The sequence below is a fragment of the Gilliamella sp. genome, assembly GCF_024104075.1.
Lineage (GTDB): Bacteria > Pseudomonadota > Gammaproteobacteria > Enterobacterales > Orbaceae > Gilliamella > Gilliamella bombi.
In genome coordinates this window covers 70,227-94,099 of sequence record NZ_JAGGHR010000005.1, presented here as the reverse complement: position 1 = coordinate 94,099, position 23,873 = coordinate 70,227, and the positions used below count along the sequence as shown (strand labels likewise).

The 23,873-nt window shown below is 36.1% G+C and carries 15 protein-coding genes, 1 tRNA gene and 1 pseudogene; 11 read left to right on the top strand and 6 right to left on the bottom strand.

The window, feature by feature from the left end:
- The 4 genes from J6569_RS02905 to J6569_RS02890 all read left to right on the top strand — a co-directional run.
- The coding region (locus J6569_RS02905) for a hypothetical protein (protein WP_296317512.1) at window positions 1-1,055 on the top strand (1,055 nt) is incomplete at its 5' end.
- A 114-nt stretch (window positions 1,056-1,169) separates the two neighbouring features.
- A complete protein-coding gene (locus J6569_RS02900) occupies window positions 1,170-1,316 on the top strand; it encodes a hypothetical protein (RefSeq protein ID WP_167370059.1) in 147 nt (48 codons plus the stop codon).
- A gap of 137 nt (window positions 1,317-1,453) precedes the next feature.
- The gene (suhB, locus tag J6569_RS02895) at window positions 1,454-2,257 is read left to right on the top strand and encodes an inositol-1-monophosphatase (protein WP_065590228.1); all 804 of its coding nucleotides are present in this window, start codon (window positions 1,454-1,456) and stop codon (window positions 2,255-2,257) included.
- A gap of 132 nt (window positions 2,258-2,389) precedes the next feature.
- Window positions 2,390-4,579, top strand: coding sequence for a cation-translocating P-type ATPase (locus J6569_RS02890; protein WP_296317510.1), 2,190 nt, complete (start codon window positions 2,390-2,392; stop codon window positions 4,577-4,579).
- 209 nt (window positions 4,580-4,788) lie between these two features.
- Here the strand turns inward: J6569_RS02890 and J6569_RS02885 are convergent, their stop codons facing one another.
- The gene (locus J6569_RS02885) at window positions 4,789-6,186 is read right to left on the bottom strand and encodes an FAD-binding oxidoreductase (protein ID WP_296317508.1); all 1,398 of its coding nucleotides are present in this window, start codon (window positions 6,184-6,186) and stop codon (window positions 4,789-4,791) included.
- Window positions 6,187-6,917: 731 nt separating this feature from the next.
- Here J6569_RS02885 and J6569_RS02880 point away from each other — a divergent pair.
- Genes J6569_RS02880 through J6569_RS02865 form a run of 4 tightly spaced genes read left to right on the top strand, consistent with a single transcriptional unit; the run spans window position 6,918 to window position 14,975 of the window.
- Complete coding sequence (locus tag J6569_RS02880; protein WP_296317506.1) at window positions 6,918-9,497, top strand: type I restriction-modification system subunit M; 2,580 nt, start codon at window positions 6,918-6,920, stop codon at window positions 9,495-9,497.
- On the top strand, window positions 9,494-10,711 hold the full coding sequence (locus J6569_RS02875; RefSeq protein ID WP_296317504.1) for a restriction endonuclease subunit S: 1,218 nt from the start codon (window positions 9,494-9,496) through the stop codon (window positions 10,709-10,711). Before J6569_RS02880 ends, J6569_RS02875 begins: the two co-directional genes overlap by 4 nt.
- A 14-nt stretch (window positions 10,712-10,725) precedes the next feature.
- Complete coding sequence (locus J6569_RS02870; protein ID WP_296317502.1) at window positions 10,726-13,806, top strand: HsdR family type I site-specific deoxyribonuclease; 3,081 nt, start codon at window positions 10,726-10,728, stop codon at window positions 13,804-13,806.
- 59 nt (window positions 13,807-13,865) lie between these two features.
- Complete coding sequence (locus J6569_RS02865; RefSeq protein WP_296317501.1) at window positions 13,866-14,975, top strand: hypothetical protein; 1,110 nt, start codon at window positions 13,866-13,868, stop codon at window positions 14,973-14,975.
- A gap of 86 nt (window positions 14,976-15,061) precedes the next feature.
- Here the strand turns inward: J6569_RS02865 and J6569_RS02860 are convergent, their stop codons facing one another.
- Window positions 15,062-15,370, bottom strand: a complete 309-nt coding sequence (locus J6569_RS02860; RefSeq protein WP_065590221.1) for a hypothetical protein — start codon at window positions 15,368-15,370, stop codon at window positions 15,062-15,064.
- A 391-nt stretch (window positions 15,371-15,761) separates the two neighbouring features.
- On the opposite strand from J6569_RS02860, the gene J6569_RS02855 reads away from it, so the two are divergent.
- Window positions 15,762-15,838, top strand: a tRNA-Met gene (locus tag J6569_RS02855).
- A 40-nt stretch (window positions 15,839-15,878) separates the two neighbouring features.
- Here the strand turns inward: J6569_RS02855 and metF are convergent.
- The 4 genes and pseudogenes from metF to J6569_RS02835 form a co-directional block, all read right to left on the bottom strand.
- Complete coding sequence (gene metF / locus J6569_RS02850) at window positions 15,879-16,754, bottom strand: methylenetetrahydrofolate reductase [NAD(P)H] (protein WP_296301672.1); 876 nt, start codon at window positions 16,752-16,754, stop codon at window positions 15,879-15,881.
- A gap of 135 nt (window positions 16,755-16,889) precedes the next feature.
- The gene (metE, locus tag J6569_RS02845) at window positions 16,890-19,163 is read right to left on the bottom strand and encodes a 5-methyltetrahydropteroyltriglutamate--homocysteine S-methyltransferase (protein ID WP_296317499.1); all 2,274 of its coding nucleotides are present in this window, start codon (window positions 19,161-19,163) and stop codon (window positions 16,890-16,892) included.
- A 173-nt stretch (window positions 19,164-19,336) separates the two neighbouring features.
- Entirely contained in the window at window positions 19,337-19,888 is a 552-nt protein-coding gene (locus J6569_RS02840) for a DUF1440 domain-containing protein (RefSeq protein ID WP_065561279.1), read from the bottom strand.
- Between the two features lie 161 nt (window positions 19,889-20,049).
- A pseudogene (locus J6569_RS02835) lies at window positions 20,050-20,301 on the bottom strand (transposase); the annotation flags it as partial.
- A 99-nt stretch (window positions 20,302-20,400) separates the two neighbouring features.
- On the opposite strand from J6569_RS02835, the gene J6569_RS02830 reads away from it, so the two are divergent.
- Window positions 20,401-21,669, top strand: coding sequence for a glycosyltransferase N-terminal domain-containing protein (locus J6569_RS02830; RefSeq protein WP_296317497.1), 1,269 nt, complete (start codon window positions 20,401-20,403; stop codon window positions 21,667-21,669).
- Window positions 21,670-22,211: 542 nt separating this feature from the next.
- Window positions 22,212-23,873 carry a DNA repair protein RecN gene (gene recN, locus J6569_RS02825; protein WP_296317495.1) on the top strand — a complete coding sequence of 554 codons (1,662 nt, stop codon included), beginning with the start codon at window positions 22,212-22,214 and terminating at the stop codon, window positions 23,871-23,873.

Below are 23,873 nucleotides of genomic sequence, written 5' to 3'. Positions count from 1 at the left end.
AATTATTTCTCAACGAATTATCGAAATTATCGCTCAAATCACCTAAATCACCTAAAACAGCTTTGCTAGTATCAGCACTGTTATTATTGTCATTGTCATGGAATGTACAGGCGAATGGCAAAAAGTATCGAGCGGGTAATCGTAGTGATGCAATAATATTACTATCCGAACCATTACCAGCGGAGCCAGTTATGCCAGTTATCAAGTATGCAAGACCGAATCTACAAATGGGTGACGGCAAACACGCAGGCCCTGCTAACATATGGAATCCTAAGAAGGGCTTTTTAGTTCAATCAACCAATCCAGGATCATATAACCTCAATTTTCCAACTACAGGTGCGGATAATTTATATTTTGATTTACTCATTACAGGAATAGATGTAAGAGAATTGACATGGGCACCTGTCAGGCATGAGGGAATTACTGCAAGCGTGATAAATGTTGTACCTAATGATTACTGGATTCCTTATGAAGATAGGGGACAAGTTGTAGCACGTGTTAAGCTAACAGGTCCAGAGGTAAGAAATCAAAGGTTTAACCCTAGCCGAATTACTGTACCAAGGTTACCGCAGACGTTTGAGTTAGTGGGTAGAGATAAAGATGGTTATGAGTTAGTAAAATATGGATTTGTGTTGAAGAAGTGGTTCATCAGTAGTGGGGCCGTAAGAAGATATTATAATGAACAATCTGGATGGTGTAGTGGTTTGGGTTATCGCATGCCGGGGACAAGTGATTTAACCAATGCGAAGTGTGGTGTAAGAGGAGATCATTTTTTCCCATGTTTTAAAATAAAAGTGGGTAGAGATTATGTCATAATGAACGATGGCGCCAAGCCATCGTCAGGACATGGGGAATACCAACGTCAAATAGGCGCTGGATTTCTTACGGAGTGGGGTTACATATACGGCTACCCTAATGCAGAATTCCTTGGCGTTAGCTACTGGTTAGGTGGCCGATCAGGTAATATGTCCGCTGTTAGTTCGAGCAGAGGCTACGTCTATAGGCACAGTGATAACTTAGCCGGTTCTGAGAGCTACGGTCTTTGCTTAAGGTAGTGGTTAATTAATCTTTAGGGTGCAAAAGGTGCTTATGTTTTCTGAGAGGACAATATAGACAAGAATAAAGCCCCCGCACAAGTTGGGGGTATTTTCCCTTAGGGTTGCGCAGTTGTGGCAAAGCCACAAAACTGCGCCGCCCCTACCGCCACCGACGCTGAAACCACCGCACCAATCTATTTTATTCACCAAAACAAAAAGAAATTATTTTTCACTAAAAATCAGTCAGAAAAGATGATGATTTTATTAAAGTTTTCTTAACTGTTTTTTTACCGAAAAACACTCCACACACACTGGCAATAAAGCCACAAAACCTTTATACTATATAACAGTTTTTAGTATGACAAATGGCATACTAATATAATTCGTTCTTTAACATCATCAATTGGAATAAATTTATGCATCCGATGCTGAATATTGCTATTCGTGCTGCTCGTAAAGCAGGTAATGTAGCCATCAAGGCTTATGAAAACCCTAGTTCAATCGAAATCGAAACCAAAGGCGCTAATGATTTTGCCACTAATACCGATCGTGCGGCTGAAGCTTTGATTATTGAAACAATTAAAAAAGCTTATCCTGACCATACTATCATTGCCGAAGAAAGCGGCTTAGCTAAAGGTAATGATGCCGATACTCAGTGGATAATTGACCCAATTGATGGTACGACCAATTTTATTAAAAATATCCCTCATTTTGCAGTGTCTATCGCAGCTCGGGTTAAAGGTAAAACCGAAATTGCTGTTGTTTATAATCCAATGAGTAATGAGCTGTTTACTGCTGCTCGTGGTAAAGGCGCTCAACTTAATGGTTATCGTATTCGAGTGAGTAATGCGAAAGATTTAGACGGTAGCGTGCTAGCAATGGCTTTTCCGTTTAAAGCTAAACAATATAGCGATAGTTATTTTGGCGTATTACAAAAATTATTTGTTAGATGTGGCGATTTTCGTCGCACTGGTTCTGCCGCTTTAGATCTTGCCTATGTTGCCGCAGGTCGTTTAGATGGCTTTTTTGAAATTGGCTTAAAACCATGGGATATTGCTGGCGGTGAGTTGATTTTGCGTGAAGCAGGTGGTGTTATTACCGATTTTGCAGGTGGTAATAATTATATGGTTTCGGGCAATGTTGTTGCGGGTAATCCTAGAATTGTTAAGGATTTATTAGTTTCTACTCAAAACGAGTGGCCCGAAAAATTACGTAACTAACGTTATCTTTTTTATTTCCTCTTATTTTGATCGCAAGTTAAATTCTTGCGATCTGTCTAGTATTTTTCTGCATTGTTATCAATTTTGAGTATATACTAATCAATAATCGTATAAAAATTAAGGCTGCATTTTATGAAGACAATACAATATCATCTTAATATTGAAGGAATGAGTTGTGCCTCTTGTGTTAGTCGTGTAGAAAAAGCAATTAAAAAAGTTGATGGTGTAATTGATGTCAGTGTTAATCTGGCAACTGAGAAAGCAACAATTAATGCAGATACTCATGTTAAACTTGAAGCATTAATGTCTGCGGTTGATAAAGCTGGCTATCGCGCTATTAAAATTTCAGATCAACAATCAGGTGCAAATAAAGTTAACAAACAAGCATCTATTTTACCGATTGTGATTTCTGTTATTTTAGCCATTCCTTTTGTGTTACCTATGTTATTAGAACCTTTTGGATTTCATTTGATGATGCCAGCTTGGTTACAACTGGTTATTGCATCTATTGTGCAATTTGGACTTGGTGCTAAATTTTATCGAAGCGGTTTTAATGCGGCTAAAGCGTTGTCGGGTAATATGGATTTATTAGTGGCCATTGGTACTAGTGCGGCATATGGGTTATCAGTTTATCAGCTTATCATGGGCAATGATGAGCACCTTTATTTTGAATCTTCAGTTATTATTATTACCTTAATTTTGCTTGGTAAGTGGTTAGAATCAAGAGCTAAACATCAAACAACACAAGCAATTGAAGCCCTGTCTGCGCTACGCCCTGATGTTGCTTTAGTAAGGCGTGATAATCAAGAAATAAGTTTACCCATTAACCAAGTTAAAGTGGATGATATTGTTATTATTAAGCCTGGAGAGCGCATTCCAGTTGATGGCGTTGTGATTGAAGGTGCATCTAGTAGTGATGAATCAATGCTAACAGGTGAGAGTTTTCCTGTAAATAAAGCCGTTAATGATGTTGTTACTGGCGGTACAATTAATGGCGAAGGGTTACTTATCGTTAAAACTACAGCGATTCAAGCGGATTCTACTTTATCCAAAATTATTGAAATGGTTGAATCTGCTCAGGCTAAAAAAGCACCAATCCAACGAGTTGTTGATCGCATTAGCGCTATTTTTGTGCCAGTGATTTTATTGATTGCACTTGTTACGTTATTGGCTTGGGGTGTGATATCGCATGATTGGCAACAAGCATTACTCCATGCGGTGGCTGTGTTAGTGATTGCTTGCCCTTGTGCATTAGGCTTGGCAACACCAACAGCAATTATGGTTGGTACAGGAGTGGCTGCTCGTCATGGTATTTTAATTAAAGATGCCGAGGCATTAGAAACACTGCATAATATTAATATGGTTGCATTTGATAAAACAGGCACATTAACCATTGGTAAACCAGAATTAGTTGAAATGGATGTTATGGGTAGTGAGACGCCCGATCAAATTTTATCGCTCGCAGCGTCATTACAAGCAGGTAGTGAGCATCCACTTGCTAAAGCTATTTTAAGTAAAGCTAAAGAGTATCATTATGCTCAAAATATTACTTCGGTAGCTGGTTCAGGAGTGATGGCAACCGTTGATAACACCGAATATTATTTAGGTAGTTTGCGTTGGATGAAATCATTAAATGCCTATTTTGTTGGTATGGACGATAAAACTAATCAGTTATCGAGTAAAGGTTATACCATTTCATTTTTAGCGAAACAGCAATCAGAAGGTAATGTGGTGATATTAGCACTCTTGGGTTTTGCTGATGTAATAAAGGGGGAAGCCGAAAAAGCTATTCAAGCATTACATCAGTTAAATGTAAAAACCGTTATGTTAACTGGCGATAATCAGAAAGCAGCTAATTATGTAGGGCAGCAGTTAAGCTTAGATAAGGTTATTGCTGAAGTATTACCGCAAGATAAAGCAAACTATATTTATCAACTACAAAAAAGTGAAGATATAACTGGCAATAAAACAGTGGCAATGGTAGGAGATGGTATTAATGATGCTCCAGCCTTAGCGGCTGCCGATATTGGTATTGCTATGGGCACAGGCACCGATGTGGCTATGCATGCAGCAAGTATTACTCTAATGCGTGGTAATCTGTTTTTGATTGCTGATGCGATCGATATTTCGCGCCGAACCTATAATAAAATTAAACAAAATTTATTTTGGGCATTTTTCTATAATTTAATTGGTATTCCGCTAGCGGCATTGGGATTTTTAAATCCAATGATAGCTGGTGCCGCTATGGCGTTAAGTAGTGTTAGCGTTGTAACCAATGCACTTTTACTTAAACGTTGGAAGGCAAAATCAGAAAACCAATAATATAAGATTTTTGTTTTGAATTAAGGAGGCTCTAAGCCTCCTTTATATTGATTAGAAGACAAATTAACTTAATTCATTCTACAAATAAGCGTACATTCTTGTTAAAAAGTTTCAGGTAACATGGTGTTTGAGTATAAAACTTATCAAAAAAAGTACGTCCAATATTGTTAAATAGTAATAATAAACAAGATAAATATGCCTTATTTTGTTTACTGAATTATTTTAGGGTGGTATCGATCTAATAGCATGTTATTGAATTTATTTTCTGGGTCTAATTGTGCTTTAAGTTTAAAAAAGCGATCTGCTTGTGGGTATGCGCGCTGAAATTGTTCACCAGTTGCATGTAATTGATACGGTAAATAATAACTTCCACCCTTTGCTAATACTGCATCGATTAATTCTCGTGTCCAGATTCCTACTTTCTTTTTGCTTTGTTCATCAGTATCTTGTTGATAATAAATAACAAAAGCAAACACTTCGGTTTTAGCCCATGCTAGTAATGAACCGCTATCAGGATTTGCATGACGAATCGAAATATTAATCACATTGGCCTGATGTTTTTTTAGGATAGCAATTAATTCAGGATAAAAATCCTCAAACCGTTCTATGGGGATAAAATACTCCTGTAGAGCAAAACTTTTATTTTTGCTTTTAATTGGCTGTAAATTCGACACATCATAACTGGCTTCATAATTACGCCACATTACTGGTTGTTTTATATAATCTATATCATCATACAATTTACGTAAATGTTTGCCTAAATTTGATGAGGCGACAATTTTTATTTTTTGTTCCTGTTCAAACGAATATTGGTCGGTTGGGCGTAATCTGTCCAAAATAGTCAATGGTTCTTGTGTTTCTTTAAAAGTGACAGCACGAACTTCTTCAAAATCAGGTGGGTAAATTACTGAGTTGTGGAATATGGCACTTTTGTCAGAACGAATCTGTTGCATAAAATATGGGTAATACTTGGCAATTGGCATAACATCGCTAATGCGTTTTACTTTAACATTATCAACAAGTCGCAAAGTGACTTCTGTAATTACACCTAATCCACCATAACCGCCGATAGCGCCATAAAATATATCTTGATTTTCTTTTGGACTGGCTTCGACAATAGCGCCATCAGCTAGGACAATTTTGAACTTCTCAACAGATAAAATCATAGGGCCTTCTCCAATATAACGCCCATGCACATTTACACTAAGCGAACCACCAATACTAAAATTGGCATAGCTTTGCATGATTTTTACCGATAAATTGTAGGGATCAATCAATTCCTGTACTTGACGCCAAGTTGCGCCTGTTTCAATGGTTAAAATTTTCTTCTCAGGATTGAAATCAATCACATGGTTGAGTTTTTGTGTATCTATTTGAATTCCATTGTTTATTGCTGTTTGTCCACCCATGCTGTATTTGCCACCAGCTATACTAATTGGACCAGAGGTATTTTTAACTAGTTCAGAGACCTGTTGAGTCGATTCTGGTTGCATAACCGCAGATGCTTGTACTGGTGTCATACCTGTAACATCATTTACAACGACAGCTTGCGCTTTTAGTGGTAGTAGTAAGAAAAGACAACAGCTCAATAAAGTTAATTTTTTCATTATAAGTTATTATTTATTTTGGATATATTAAAAATATGATTCTATCTATACAAATTAAATAAATCAATGCTTCTATAATTTTTATGTGCTTATTTTTGAATAAAGTAGTATGGGAAAATAAACAGCAGTGGTGAACATCTTAAAAAGTGAGAAAATAAAAATGAGTCATAACTACCTTATTAATCAAAAATTCACCAAAGCAGCCTACCCACAAACAAATGGAAAGTCGAAAGAGTAACACGAACTTTGAATTGCGATGTGGCATAATCAGCAAATATTTAGCGATTCAAAAGGTAGAAAACAAAAACTTGAACGCTTTATTAATTTTTATAATATCGCTAAACCGAATAAAGTGATTTTTGGAAAAACATTTTATGAGTTTTTAGAGGATTATTTTAACCTATGAAGTGCAAACAACTCGGCGTTTTTCTATAGATTATTCCATATCTCAATTCTAATTTCGTATCACTCTATAAAACGTTTAACCCAATCAGTGATAGTCATTTTTTCTTTATGAAAAGGCGTTATATTTTATATTCATTACAATCGTTTCCAAATTATTGTAAAAAACTTGAGTGATTTCTATATGGTATGGGTTTTTACTTATTTAGCTAGGATTTGAAACTAATTACCGCTAAAATACGACGCAATTGTGTTGGCTATGGGATAAATCAAAAATAAACCGATGATACTTTCATGCCAAAGTAAATGAGTTAACGAGGTTATACGTTGTGATTACATCTGAAGAGATTAAAAGTCGGTTATGGGATGGCGCCAATGAGCTGCGTGGTTCGATGGATGCCAGTCGTTATAAAGATTATATGTTAGGTTTAATGTTTTATAAATTTTTAAGTGATAAAACATTATCTGCATTTAAAACGATGACAACCCGAGATGAGATCACGCAGTCCGAACTTATCGCCAACTATTATAATGGCATGGCTGAACGTGGTCCTCAATTAGAAAGCATGCTGCAAAGAACACTGGGTTATTATGTTTTACCGGAGCACCTTTATCAAACTTGGATCGCAGATATTAATAAAGGTAATTTTGAAGTACAAAAAGTAATCGACAGCTTAAATCACTTTGAACGGTCAATTGCCAATAGCAAAGATGCCGATGACTTTAAGAATCTGTTTTCTAATTCAACCTTAGATTTAACCGATACTGCACTTGGTAGTAATTTACATGAGCGCAGTAAAAATATTAAAGCCTTAATCTTATTATTTGCCGATCTTGATATGGTCGCTTTACAAAAAGGCGATGTATTAGGCGATGCTTATGAATATCTGATTGGTAAATTTGCTATGGAAGCCGGTAAAAAAGCCGGGGAATTCTATACACCACGCCAAGTAAGTGAAGTAATGGCACAAATTGCTGCCAAAACACCCAATATTCGTTCTATTTATGACCCGACGGTTGGATCTGGCTCATTACTGCTAACAGTTAAAAAACATCTAACCAAACAAGCGCAACAAAGTTTGACCTATTACGGTCAAGAAAAAAATACCGCTACTTATAATTTGGTGCGGATGAATTTATTACTGCATGAAGTCAAACCCAATAAAATGACCATTAGAAATGGCGATACTTTAGCTCATGATTGGCCTGAAGATCCTGAGCGTCCTAGTGAGGGCGTCCAATTTGATGCGGTAGTCATGAATCCACCTTATTCAGTCAAAAACTGGAATCGCGCAGGATTAAAAGTGAGCGATCCCCGTTTTGAAATAGCAGGCGTATTGCCGCCCGATTCAAAAGGTGACTTTGCCTTTTTATTACATGGACTATTCCATTTAGGGCAAAGTGGCACTATGGCAATCGTGTTACCACATGGAATCTTATTCCGTGGTGGAGCTGAAGGTGAAATCCGCAAACGATTATTAGAAAAGAATTACATTGATACCGTCATCGGCTTGCCAAGCAACCTGTTTACCAATACAGGCATCCCCGTTGTGGTTTTAGTGTTAAAAAAGAATCGTCAACTGACTGATCCGGTATTAATCATTGATGCCTCAAATACCTTTATAAAAGTCGGTAAGCAAAATGTCTTGCAAGAAAAAGACATCGCCAAAATTGTTGATACTTATGTATCACGCCAAGAGCAAGCGGGGTATAGCCATTTAGCCAATCGCCAAGAGATTATTGCTAACGAATATAACCTGAATATACCCCGTTATATCGATGCTATTGACGATGATATTGCCCACGATGTTGAAGGTCATCTATTAGGTGGCATACCACAGCACAATATTGAACAACTTGCCGTTATCCGTGCCACCACGCCCGACTTATTGCAGTCGGCATTAGTGCCTGTGCGTCCGCACTATTTCACCTTAAAAGAAGAGATTAGCGAATTAAGCACTAAAATCTTAAATGATGAACGGGTACGACAGCAATCGGCGCAATTAGCGCAGCAAACGCAAGCTTATATTGACAGCTATTGGTCACAAATCATTGCAATTAATGATCCTGAGCAGATTCACCCGCTAATGGAAGCGATGTTAAACGACATAAAAAGCCTACTAGCCAGCTTTAATCATCTTGATATCTATGACGGCTATCAGATTATTGCCGAAATTTGGCAAAATGCATTACTCCATGATGCTGAAATTATTGCCGCCACTGATTTTTATACCGCAGCACGTAACCGAGTGCCGAATATGGTCAACAAAGGTAGCGGTGCTAAAAAACGGTCTGAGCAAGACGGCTTTATTAGCAGCCTGATCCCAAGCGAATTAATTGCGAGTGAATTATATGCCGATGAGTTAACCAATATCGACAACAATAAACAGCAAATCCAAACGCTAGAAAGCGAACTTGCGGATCTTATTGAAGCGGCCAAAGTCGAAGACAGCCCGGAGTACGATGCGCTGTATGAATCGTTGAAAAAGAACGATGATGACGAACCGCTCGATACATTTGATAACAAAAAACTCAAAGATGAGTTAAAAAATACCGCAAAAGAGGTGGAAACTTATCCATTACTGAAAAAAGTCGATAAATTAATCAGCCAAAAATCGACATTAAGTAAGCAAATTAAAACGGACGAACGAGCATTAAAAGAAGCGGTACAAGAACGGATTTTAAGCTTAACGGATCAAGAAATTAACACACTAATGTACAAAAAATGGTTTGGTAATACCATTGCGTTACTGAGCGAATTAATCGAAAAACCGATTAAAGCCGAATTAAAAACCCTACAAATGTTAAACGAACGTTATCAAGATACCTTAACTTCGATTGATAAAGAGATCGAGCAACTCGAAGCCGAGTTACAAGCGATGATGCAAGATCTGGTGGTAACGCAATGAGTGCAAGTAAAAAATTAGTTCCTAGGCGACGGTTTAAGGGGTTTGAGGGAGCTCAAATTTGGAAACAATCATATTTCTTACAAGTTATCATTCATATTATCGACTTTAGAGGTAGGACTCCTAAAAAATTAGGCATGGATTGGAGTGAATGCGGCTTTTTGGCGCTTTCTGCCTTAAATGTTAAAAATGGTTATATTGATTTTAGTGCAGATGCACATTATGGGGATAATAATTTGTATCTAAAATGGATGGGGGGAAATGAATTAAGAAAAGGGCAGGTTATATTTACTACAGAAGCTCCAATGGGAAATGTAGCACAAATCCCCGACGATAATGGATATATTCTAAGCCAACGCACAATTGCTTTTGAAGTTAACAAATCAGAAATTACTGATGATTTTTTAGCTATATTGTTAAAATCACCTAGCATATATAATTCATTATTGATGATGACAAGTGGTGGCACAGCAAAAGGAGTTAGTCAAAAATCATTAAGTACATTAAAAATTAATTTACCTAGCTCAATAACTGAACAAACCCAAATAGGTGAATTCTTTAAGAAACTTGATAACCTTATTAATACTCAACAAAAAAAATTAGAAAAAGCCAAAACCCTAAAATCTGCCTATCTGACGGAAATGTTTCCAAGTAGGGGAAAATTACAACCTAAGTTACGGTTTAGTGGGTTTAAAGAAGACTGGAATAATAAGGAACTGGTTCAGTTATTAAAATATGAACAACCAACTAAGTATATTGTAAATAATGTTGACTATAATGACGCTTATAAAATCCCTGTTTTAACAGCAGGGAAAAGTTTTATATTGGGTTATACGAATGAAAAAAACAATATTTATAAAGCAAATATTAATAACCCTGTCTTCATATTTGATGATTTTACTACTTTGTCACACTATGTTGACTTCCCCTTTAAAGTTAAGAGTTCAGCAATAAAAATTTTAACGCTAAAAAATCAGAATTATAATTCTGTCTTTGTCTATTACGTATTGAGAAATATTATGTATGTACCTCAAAATCATGAAAGGCATTGGATTTCAAAATTTTCGAAGTTTGAGGTTTCTGTTACTTGTGAAGTAGAACAACAACAAATCGGTAATTTCTTTAAATTACTCGATAACAAAATCGCCCTAGAACAAAAAAAACTAGATAAATTAAAAAACATCAAACAAGCTTATTTAAACGAAATGTTTGTATAAAAAGGAGCTAAGGAATGAGTCAGGTTGTAAAAGATGCCGCAGAAAAAACCTTTCAAGAAAACTTTGTCAGGGAATTAGAAAAACAACAATGGCAGGCACCTGACTTTTTAGATGGTAATCGACGTAAAGTAACGGTTAATGATTTAGTCACACATTGGAGAGGAGAACTTAATCGGCTTAATGCCGATCAGCTTGAAGGCGTTGAGTTAACCGATAACGAATTTAGCCAAGTAATGGCAAAAGTTAACCAACTACAAAACAGCTACCAAGCGGCAAAACTGCTCGCCATGGAAGAGTCAAAAGGCAAAATCGATGGCATCTATCGCGATGATAACCCGCTTATCACCCGTAAACAAATCACCTTAACTATCTTTAAAAAACCCGAGGTGCGTGGCGGTGATTCCTGTTATCGCATTGCCCGCGAAGTGCAAACACCTAACGGTAACCGTTTTGATTTGGTGCTGTTAATTAATGGTTTACCGTTAATTAATATCGAACAAAAACGTACCGATAAAAACCTTGACGAAGCATTCGAACAGTTTAAGCGTTATTATCGAGATGGCGAATATAGCAACAATTTTATGGCTTTTTCGCAAATGATGGTAATCAGTAGCGAAATCGAAACCCGTTACTTTGCCACGCCCAAAACAATTAATGACTTTAATCCTAGCTTTGTGTTTCATTGGGCGAATAAATCAAATCAACCGATTAATCATTGGCAGCAAGTAATAGAACAATTTTTAATGATCCCAATGGCGCATCAAATGGTGGGCGACTACCTAGTCATTGATGAAGCCAAAGAAGAAGAAAACCGCCGACATATGCTAATGCGTCCTTATCAGGTCTTTGCTTTACAAGCGGTTGAAGGGGCGGCATTTGGTTGGGATAATCCCGATAAAAAACCACATGGCGGCTTTGTTTGGCATACGACGGGTTCAGGTAAAACCATTACCAGCTTTAAAACAGCCCTATTTTTATCGACGCGCGCCGGTTTTGATAAAGTGGTCTTTTTGGTCGATCGGCGTGAACTTGATAGTCGTACCAGTGATAACTTTAAAGCTTATGCTGCTTTTGAGCCTGTCACGGTTGATGATACGCACAGCACAGCGCAACTTAGAAAACACCTTAGCTCGCCACACAATGGTATTGTGGTAACCACTATCTTTAAACTGCATAATTTGGTTAAAGCCCTTGAAGAGGGCAAAGATAGTTGTTTAGCTGATAAAAAAATCGTCTTTATTGTTGACGAAGCGCACCGTTCCACTATGAAAAATATGATGGGCGACATAAAAAGCCATTTTAGAAAAAATGGGCTATTTTTTGGATTTACAGGTACGCCGCTTTTTGACGAAAACAAAATTAAAGGCAAAATAAACGAAAACAGCGAAGTGATTAACACTACCGAAAAGTTATTTGGTCCTAAATTACATCAATATACCATTGATGAAGCTATTGCTGATGGTAACGTGCTTGGATTTCATGTTGATTACATCAATACTGGCGAATTTAACAGTTATGACGATTTGCGTGATAAGCTTATTGAGCGTATAAAAATCGAAAAGCCAGAACAATCCGATCGCGAAATCGCCCGATTAGTACATAGCTGGAGCGAAAGCGAAGTTGAAAAGCAAGCCATTGATAAAGCGCTATTAGTTTATCATGATCAAACCCATATACCGCAAGTGGTTACAGAGATTTTAAGCAACTGGCAAGCGCAATCGCAACAGCAACAATTTAATGCTATTTTAACCGTCGCTTATAAGGAACGGGTGATTGCCTATTATCAGGAATTTAAAAAACAACTTTCAAGCCAACAGCAAAAAATCAATATTGCCATGACCTTTAGCTTTGGTAACGAAAATGATCCGGATAATGTCGATCCCGAAATTATCAATACCATGTTTAATGATTACGCTGCATTTACTGGCATTAAGTTTATAGCAGGTGATAAAAAACATGGTGAACAAGCCTATTTTGAGGATGTGGTCGAGCGTACTACCCGTGGCGGTAGTGGTCGTAATAGTAAGAATATCGATTTAGTGATTGTTGCTGATCAGCTATTAACAGGCTATGATTCTAAACGACTCAATACTCTTTATGTTGACCGCACCTTAAAGCTACAAAATTTAATTCAGGCTTATTCACGCACCAATCGCGTGTTTGGTTCTAGCAAAGAGTTTGGCACAATTGTAAATTTCCAAACCCCTCGCCTAACCGAACAAATGGTTAACCAAGCCCTTGAGCTATATGGTAGTGGTGGTGGTAGTAGCAAAGCGATTGTTGAAACCTATGCCACTGCAGTGCGAATTTTAGCTAACGATTTGGAGCAATTAGTTTTAACCTTAGCCGATCCAACCCAATGGCAATTAATTCAACATGATGATAAAAAACTAACTGAATTTAGCAAAGCATTTAAAATAGCGGCTGATCAGCTTAATATTGTCCAACAATATTATGAATATCAATGGGATAATGCCACTTTTGGTATGACCGAGCACCGTTGGTTGCAATATGTTGGCGCATTTAAAAACTTAACCGCTAAAGAAACTACCACTAAAACGCCAACCATTGTGCCCACTTTAATTGGTAAAACCAAATTAGCAGGCACACAGGTGATTGATGCTGCGCATATCCTTAGCTTAATTGGATCTAAAGTGTCGCATGTTGATGGTGTACAAACCATTAACGACGAAACTAGGCGCATTATCTACGAACAAATTCAAGAATTAAGCCAAATGGGCGAAGATCAGCAAGCAAAAATATTAAAGGAATTTGTCGATACCGAATTATTAACCGGTCGCCTATCTAGCCAAGTCCATTTTGATCAAGCATTTACCAATTGGAAAAACGATAAAATCAAACATGCTGCAAACGAATTTGCCAACGAATGGGGTATTGATAGCAAGCTATTATTACAAGCAATAACTGAGTTTGAACTATCAAAATCGGACATTGTGCCTTATTTTGCTGAAATTATTCAAACAATTGACTTAAGCAAAGCGAATAAAGATATTGATAACTTATTTATGCTAAATTTAGCCTTACATGACGAACTTCCACGTTGGATGACCGAGATTAAACAACAATTTAACTGATTACTTTTAAATAGATCCAAACCATTAAAGTAAGGTTAATTAAAAACGGATAATTATTTATGGCTTACTATACCAACATCTTTTCACCCGAAACGTATCAAGCTTTTATGAATTCAGATAAGACAGTATCTGGTTTTCGGGTTCGACAAAAATTATTGGCAGAAAAAGTAAAAGCTGGGGATATTTTTATTTGTTATCTCACCCGACTATCTCGCTGGTGCGGGCTGCTTGAAGTGGTTGATGGTCCTTATGAAGATAGCACGCCCCTTTTTTTAGCATCGGATGATCCGTTTATTATACGTTTTCATGTTCGGGTTAAAGTGTGGTTACCATTCCCCCAAGCTATCCCTATGTATACTGACCAAATTTGGCAACATCTTTCTTTTACCCAAAACATTGAGAAAAACAGTAAAGGTTGGACCGGATTGCTGCGTAATAGTTTAAATAAAATTAATGAAAAAGATGGCAAGTTATTAATGCACTGTCTATTACAGCAACATGACATCGCCGCTGATTATCCCCTTAATGAGCAAGATCAAAAGAAATTAAAAACCCATACTGTCAATCGAACCGATAAAGTGGTTGAGGTTTCGGTCCCGAGTGATAATGAACTGGTCGATGATGAAGCCCCAAACCAAACAACCCCAGAAGTACGCGAATCGATCAAAATGCAGGCGTTACTTGCCCAAATTGGTGCCTGTATGGGGATGAAGATTTGGCTACCGAAAGCGGATCGCAGCCGGGTATTAAAAGAGTGGAAAAAAGGCACCGAAGCATTATTAGAAAAATTACCACTTAATTATGACGAAACCACCTTAAGCACCATTGAACAAATTGATGTGATTTGGTTAAAAGGGCGCGCTATCACACGCGCGTTTGAAGTCGAACATACCACTTCGGTTTACTCTGGTATTTTACGCATGGCGGATTTACTCGCCTTACAACCCAATATGAATATTAATCTCCATATTGTCGCCCCAGACAGTCGTCAGGAAAAAGTATTTCAAGAGATCCGTCGCCCTGTATTTTCGTTACTAGAAAGTGGGCCATTATCGGAGCGTTGTAGCTATATCCCTTACAGTAATTTAAAAGACCTTAGCAAAGTCAAACATTTAGACCGTATGACTGATGCGGTGTTAGAAGATTATACGGAGCATGAGGAATTGTAAAAATCGATAATACCTGTATTTAATATAAACTAAAAAAGAGCGGTAGTTGATCATCTATAGAATGCAAAACAACGTGCTTTTATTGGTTATCTAATAACAAAGAATTCATCAACAAAGGTAAGGTCTAATGTTGTTAAATAGTGATAATAACCAAGATACATTTCATCTTTATAAATTTTTAAACACATTTGAAAAACGGGTTCATTATAATCTCCCGTTAAAATCACACTTAAGCTTTCATGAAAAGTAAGTGTTTGGGTCTCTTGTTTAGTATTAAGCTCTAATTCTGTGTAGTGATCATTAAGAATATGTTTTAAGTTTGTCATAGCAACTTTTTTTAATTTAGTATTGATTAATTCAATATCTGTAGATTTTAGATAATCAAATAGTAGCATTATGTTGATCACTCCTCGATATTTGTTAATCATTATATTAATGTTAATGGCTTTTGTTTATTTATCTGAGTGTACTGAAATACTGATGTAAAAAAATCAGTGTGTTACTTATCAAAATCGTTCAGGTAGAGCATTGATTTTATTTAAGTTTTTACCTTGATTTTTTTATTAAAATCCTATGGTTATAAAATTATTGCTATTTTCAGTGTAGTTGGATTTTGCTGTCTTTGGTTTTGGAGGAGACTAAAATTTTTGTTAAAAACTTTCAAGTGAATTTGTGTTTATGTAAGAAAATAATCTAGATTAACTCAAGAATGTTTAAAAATGTGGCGTTTAAGCTAAATAGGTATTGCTTTATTATTTTATTGCTATAATATAGCCACTTCTTTGACGCGGGGTGGAGCAGCTTGGTAGCTCGTCGGGCTCATAACCCGAAGGTCGTTGGTTCAAATCCAGCCCCCGCAACCAATTCTAAATCATTGTTTATACTTTCCTGTTTTTATATTCACTATTCCAATTTTGGCACCGCTAGCAATGTAGATACTGCTTCGCTAATGCGTCTTGCTATGTAGCTATTGTTCATGGTGTATAAGTGAATGCCATCGACATCTTGCGAAACCAAATCAACAATCTGATCGATTGCGTAAGCAATACCGGCATCACGAAATGCTTCTGGGTGGTGTTCGTATTTTTCCATCATTTGTTTGAATTTTTTAGGTAAATTCACCCCACACATCGATACCATACGCTCAATTTGGTTTTTATTGGTCACTGGCATGATGCCTGCTTCTATTGGAACATTAATGCCAATATCGCGAGCTTTATCTAAAAATGTATAAAAATAGTCATTATCAAAAAATAGCTGTGAAATAAGTTGATCGGTACCTGCATTGACCTTTTCTTTTAAATGGATCAGATCTTGTTTTAGTGTTGCTGCTTCAAGATGTCCTTCTGGGTAACATGCACCAATCACGTTAAAATCACCGTTTTCTTTAATGAATGTCACCAGTTCGCTAGCGTATCGAAAATCATCTTTAGGTTGTACATTCGGGCTGATGTCACCACGCAAAGCGAGCACATTATCAATTCCTGCACATTTAAGATCGTGTAGGATTTTTTGCATTTCAGCTTTATCAAAATTGATCCCCGGCAAGTGAGCGACGCTTTCAATGCCATAAGTGTGTTTGACTGAGTGGGCAATATCAATGGTGGTTTGACCATTTAAGCTACCACCTGCACCATAAGTGACACTGATAAAATCAGGTTTAAAATAACCAAGTTCACGCAATGTACTATAAATTGTTTCTAGAGGTGAGGTTTTTTTAGGGGGAAAAACCTCAAAGGAGAATACGGTTTTTTTATTAAATAGTAGATTTGTTTTCATTTGTTTCATCCATTGGTTATGTCACTCATTTCCTTTATTGACACTTCCGCCGCCCAAATAGGCGGCGGAAACGTAAGGCTATGAACAAAGCCTGATTTGTTAATAAAAAACTCAACGACTTTGTAAAAATAGTACTTAGTTCAGTGTTTTTCTTACTTCTAAAGTGGCTTGTACTAAATGTTGTAAGCTTTCAACCACTTCTTTTTCGCCACGAGTTTTTAAACCGCAATCTGGGTTGATCCACAATTTTTGGTTATCAATCTTCGCTAGTAACTTTTCAATCGTTGCTTTGATTTCGGCTACTGGTGGTACACGTGGTGAATGGATGTCGTAAACCCCTGGTCCTACTTCAGTTTTGAAGTTGTTTGCATTAAGTACGTCAATCAACTGCAAATTAGAGCGAGAAGCCTCGAACGAAATAACATCAGCGTCCATTGCATCAATATCTTTAATAATGTCAGCAAATTCGCTATAACACATATGGGTGTGGATTTGCGTATCTGCTTGCACTTTGCTATGTACCAATCTAAACGCAGGGATCGCCCAATCAAGGTATTCACTGTTCCAATCGGCTTTACGTAGTGGTAATTTTTCTTTTAATGCCGCTTCGTCAATTTGAATGATCTTAATACCCGCTGCTTCAAGATCTAATACTTCATCACCAATTGCTAATGCTATTTGGAATACCGATTCTTTTTGAGAAATATCTTCTCGTGGGAACGACCAATTTAGAATAGTTACAGGTCCTGTTAACATACCTTTAACTGGTTTGTCTGTCAGGCTTTGTGCATATTTTGAATATGCAACAGTAATCGGTTTTGAGCGTGAAATATCACCCCAAACAATTGGTGGCTTAACGCAACGAGTACCATAAGATTGCACCCATGCTTTTTCAGTAAACACAAAGCCATTTAAGCTTTCACCAAAATATTCCACCATGTCATTACGTTCAAATTCACCATGTACTAACACATCAATGCCAATTTCTTCTTGTAATTTAATACACTGCGCAATTTTTTGTTGATTAAACTCAGTGTATTCGTTCAGGCAAATTTCACCTTTTTTGAATTTAGCACGATTTAAACGTACATCAGGTGTTTGTGGGAATGATCCAATAGTGGTTGTTGGTAATAATGGCAAATTAAAGGCCTTTTTCTGCGCTGCTTCACGCACTGAAAATTCAGGTAAACGAGTAAAGTCCGAATCTTTTAATGCGGCCACTTTTTGGCGTACCGCTTGGTTTGCGCCCTCACGCTCACGAGTAAATAATGTTTGGTTAGCTTTATAAGCGGCATTATTTTCAGGATTTGCATCCTTAAATAATTGACCAAGTTCAGCAAGTTCTTGTAGCTTTTCTTGTGCAAAAGCAAAATAAGCACGTTGTTGAATAGTTAATTTGGTCTCATTTTGCAATGTATAAGGAACATGCAGTAATGAACAAGAAGTATTGATTACAATATTTGCGGCTTTTTGTTTGATTTTACCAAGTAATGCTAAGGTTTTTTGGTAATTGTTTTTCCAGATATTTTTTCCATTTACCACACCAGCAAATAAGACTTTATCGGCAGGGAAACCATTGTTTTCAAGTAAAGCTAATGATTGTTTACCTTCAACAAAATCAAGACCAATACCATCAAAAGGTAAAGCGACAAGTTCTTTATAACAATCACGTACATCACCAAAATAGGTCTGTAGAACAATTTTGGTGTTACCTTTAACCGATAAAATCGCTTGATAAAGTTCGGTAAATAAAGCGATATCGTCTTTATTTAGGTCAGTGACTAAAATGGGTTCATCAATTTGGATCCACTCAGCGCCAAGCGTTGTGAATTTTTGGATGATGTCTTGATAAGCTTTAATAATATCAGCTTTAAAATCAACAAGCTGTTTTTTACCTAAATACTGCGCTAATTTAAAAAAGGTTAATGCACCAATCACAACCGGCTTGGTTTGTACACCTAACGCTTTAGCTTCTTGATATTCGTCAAAAGGTTTAGTGCCTGTTAACTTAATTTGTACTGAATCTTCAATTTCAGGTACTAAATAGTGGTAATTGGTGTTAAACCATTTTTTCATAGCGAGTGCTCGCACATCGCCTTTTTCACCCTGATAACCACGTGCCATCGCAAAATAACGGTCAAGTTCAGGTAAACCTAAATCTTGGTAACGTTTTGGAATAACATTAAGTAAACACGCTGTATCTAACACCGCATCATAGAATGAAAAATCATTAGATGAAATAAAGGCAATTTTTTGAGCCGCTTGTTGTTTTAAATGCTCAGCTCGTAGCGCTTTAGCTTCGTTTAATAATTCAGCTTGTGTTTTATTACCTTTAAAATAGGCTTCTGTTGCAAATTTAAGTTCACGAAGCTTACCAACTCGAGGATATCCAATAACAGCAGTATTCATTTTTATTTCCTTTTTATCGACTTTCTTTAGTGATAAAGAAGATAACAAAAAAAACAGATATTGAATAATTCTAGTTTTTTATTGGTTAATATAGTTTTTAACTATAACTAATAAAATAAAAAATCCCACTATAGTTAAATAGTAGGATTTAGTATTAAGTGATTTAACTTAAATTATTGACGCCACTCGCCACGAATAGGTCTTGAAAAATGAGCAAGAACGGCAATCATACAAATTTCAATTGAAACGCCCCAATAGATATGACCCAAAATTTCGCTCCAAAGTTCATAGCCATTTAAATTCCATAACCAACCAACAGTACCTTCGGCATCATAAGCAGGATGACGAAAGCCAAGTAATGGAATTAAAAAACCATGCATAGAGATAGTAATAATCGTGCCATAAACAGCGCCATACCATAGTCGGATTTTGTTGCAATAATATGCACCAGCCACATAAACAAAGGCAAAAGCAAAACTGAATAACCAGTGATAAAGCGTTACCGCACCAGAAACAGTTGCTGTTTGATAAATATAATCAAGTGAATGAGAATCAATCCCTAACCAACCAAGCCATGCATCAATATGTGCCGCTGGAGGCGAAATTTCACCCGGAACACGAGGAGGCATATTAACCTCGGATCCCCACTTAACTAAAGCACTAATAAAACCACCAATGATTGTTGTCCAAATAATGACTTGACGATTTGTTTTATTTCCAAACATACTGGGTTTTCCATAATTATAATAATAGGTGTATAAATTATACTCCTGTGTAATTTGGGATAAAAGAAGAATAAGTGGGGTTGGTGTAAAAGTTATTGTGATGAAATGACTTTCTTGCAATTGCACTGCCCAAGTTTTCCGTGCCTTAGTAGACTCTAGAGCTTTTTTATGATTTCCTCCTGAAGCTGAGCTTTTAAACTGAGCTGGGCAAACATCTGTTTAAGTTTACGGTTTTCGGCTTCAAGCTCCTTTAAGCGTTTGATGTCTGAAGTTTCCATTCCGCCGTATTTTTCCCGTCATTTATAGAAAGTTGAATTCTCCATGCCATATTCACGGCAAAGTTCTTTAACGGGAATACCAGCTTCAGCTTCTTTTAAAATAGCTACGATTTGATGTTTAGTCATTTTTCTCATATTTAAATCCTCTTTTACTTTTATCATAGAGAATTTTCTATTTTTTTGCTGTACTATTTTAGGGGATAGTTACAGTTTTATTTAAACGATAGAGAAAAAATGGATAAATTATTTAGATATTGTTTATTGATAGTCACTCAGTTTTTGTTAATATTTTTGCCTGTGCTTGCTGTTTATTCTTTCATTAAGGCTCGTAAACAAAATATTAAAACTAGAGATAATTTACAACATATTAGTCAACATTATTTTCTTACTTCTTTGTTTCATCGATGGAATAAAAAGAATTGTATAATGATTCATGCAATATCTTTAGGAGAAGTTGATGCAGCAATTAATTTAATTAATTCATTTGAACCAGAATCAAATGAAAATATTATATTAACAGTAACATCTATTCAGGCTTATAAAAAACTACATAAGAATAAACTGAATTTGAAAATATTATATTTTCCTTTTGATTCATTAATTCATCAAACTTTGTTTCTTAGTCACTTTCATATCAAAAAAGCAATAATTATTGAGCATGATTTTTGGCCAAACTTTCTTGCAGTAATGAATATGCTAAAGCGAGAGGTGATACTTTTAAATGGTCATATTTCAGATAAAACAATACAACGTCTTAGTAACAGGTATTATAGAGAGTTAATGTTTTCGCCAATTAAAAATGCTTATGTACAAACAGATGACCTTAGAACAAAACTGCTACATATAATGCCAGATATTAATGTGTCGGTTGTGCCTAGCTACAAACTTCCCTTAAATATTCGCGTTAATGGTGTTGAAAATATCACTTCCGAAAGGAAAGTAATAGCAATTTCTAATTTTCATCCCAATGAACTTAATACTGTTAATGTTCTTTTATCTAAATTAATTCATCTTGATTATAAAATAATACTTGTGCCCAGACATATTAATTTTTTTGATGATTTTATTCAGGTGATTAAAAAGCAATATAATAATCAAGTAGAGGTTATATCGGAATGTAACGATATTGAAAATATATTGTCAGATATTGTTTTTGTAAAAAGTTATGGGGTTTTGAATCGCATTTATTCTATGTCACACGCATCGATTGTATTTGGTTCTTTTGACTCCTCTTTAAAAGGACATAGTTTATTTGAACCACTTCTTTATGGTGCTATGGTTTATTACGGCCCCCATTTTTCTTCTCAGAAATATATGGATGAACTATTACATTCTTTTATACCAGATATACAACATGACATAAATAGTATTTTTCAGCAGATAGAAAGTCTGACGACTCAAGATAGACTTCGTATTTATAATAGTTTTGTTAAGACCGTAGAACGAGAGGCAGTTATATTAATTAATCATTTTAGGGAGATAGAAAAATGGATAAGAAGCTAGATAATTTAAGTAGTAGTTTGATTTTTGATGCTCATAAACGTTTAGGACTAAGTGTAAGAGTTCTAAGTTATACATTGAATCCTATTGTTAAGAAAAAATATTTAGTAATAGATACAATCTGATGTTCAGTCATTTTTTTCATATTTAAATCCTCTGTGGGTTAATAAAGAGAATTTTCTACTCTTTTACTGTACTATTTTAGGGGATAGTTACAATATGATCGTTTAAAAAGAGGAATGTACATAAACCGTGTACAAAAATCGAGATACATTTCTTTGTCCTTAAAGCCCATTTAACTTTAATAATTTATTGACTATTTAAATCAAAATTCAATAAATGATAGTAATTTTGACAAACCAAATAGTAAATAACATCAAAAAGTTGCATACCTCCTAGGTGAAATAGTTTCGATTTCATATAAATAGCGCTTGTAGATATCCCCAAAACATTTCAAAAAACAAAAAAACCAAACCTGTATTTATTTACAGTGTTTTTACTGCTATACTGCCAATATTATAACTAGCCTTATGTATTAATTTATTATGATAACTCAACTAACTATTAATAATTTTGCTATTGTAGATCAACTTCTTGTCGACTTTACTACTGGGATGACCGCTATTACGGGGGAAACAGGAGCAGGGAAGTCGATTGCTATTGATGCATTGGGATTATGTTTAGGAAATCGTTCTGATGCTTCATCTATTCGGCATGGGGCTGATCGTGTTGATATTTCGGCTTGTTTTGTGCTTGATGATACGCCAGCGGCTTTTAATTGGTTACGCGAAAACCAACTTGATGAGGGCAATGAGTGCATTTTGCGCCGAGTGATTAATCAAGATGGGCGTTCTAAAGCGTTTATTAATGGTCGAGCTGTTCCTATTTCGCAATTAAAAGATTTGGGGCAAATGTTGATTCAAATTCATGGGCAACATGAGCATCAACGCCTGTTACGCAGTGATTATCAGCAGTTGTTGTTAAATCATTATATGAATGAACCAACACTACTTGCTCAAATGCATCAAGCCTATAAGAAATGGAAAGAAGCAACACGGGCTTACCAGCAATACGAAACAACAAGGCAAGAGCGTGATGCACATATGCAACTTTTGCAATATCAATTAAAAGAACTTAATGAATTTTCGCCCATTGAAGGGGAGTTTCAACAAATTGATGAAGAGTACAAACGGTTATCTAATAGCGAACAGTTAATTAATCTAAGCCAGCAATCTGTCATGTTGTTAGACGAGGCGGACGACTATAACGTTAATAATTTACTAAGCAGTGTGAAAAATAGTGTTCAAGAACTAACCACGCTCGATCCAGCGTTAAATAACGTTTATAACATGTTGGAAGAGGCATCTATTCAAATTAAAGAAGCAAGCGATGAGCTTCGTCATTATAGTGAACGTTTAGAACTTGATCCTGCTCGAGTCATGCAACTAGAACAACGGTTATCTAAACAGATTGCTTTGGCGCGTAAACATCATGTCTTGCCCGAAGAATTGCCAGATTTACATCAAACTTTGTTAGCTGAATTTAAACAAATTAATCAGCAAGATGAACAAAGTGAACAACTTAAAAATGATATTACTAAATACCATCAAATCGCTGTTGAAATTGCTACAAAATTGCATCAAAAAAGGTTAACGATAAGCAAAACATTAGCTAAAAAAGTGACCACTATTATGCATGAATTATCTATGCCCAATGGACAATTTAGTATCGATATTGCTTTTGATGAAAATCGATTAAATGAAGATGGTGCTGATCAAGTCACTTTTTTAGTTAGTACTAATGTAGGACAAAGTCCCCAACCTCTGGCTAAAGTTGCTTCAGGCGGTGAGTTGTCGCGTATTGCTTTGGCAATTCAGGTGTTAACTGCTCAAAAAATGGATACGCCAGCTCTAATCTTTGATGAAATCGATGTTGGGATCAGCGGTCCAACCGCCGCAAAAGTGGGGCAACTATTAAGGCAGCTTGGACAATCAACTCAAGTAATTACCGTTACTCATTTACCACAAGTTGCAGGACAAGCTAACCAACACTATTTTGTTAGTAAACAAACTAATGGTAAAAAAACCACTACAGATATGCAAAAATTAAACGAAAATGGGCGATTAAACGAGTTAGCGAGATTATTAGGCGGCGATAAAATTACAGACGCAACATTAGCCAATGCGAAAGAGCTACTTATTATCTAA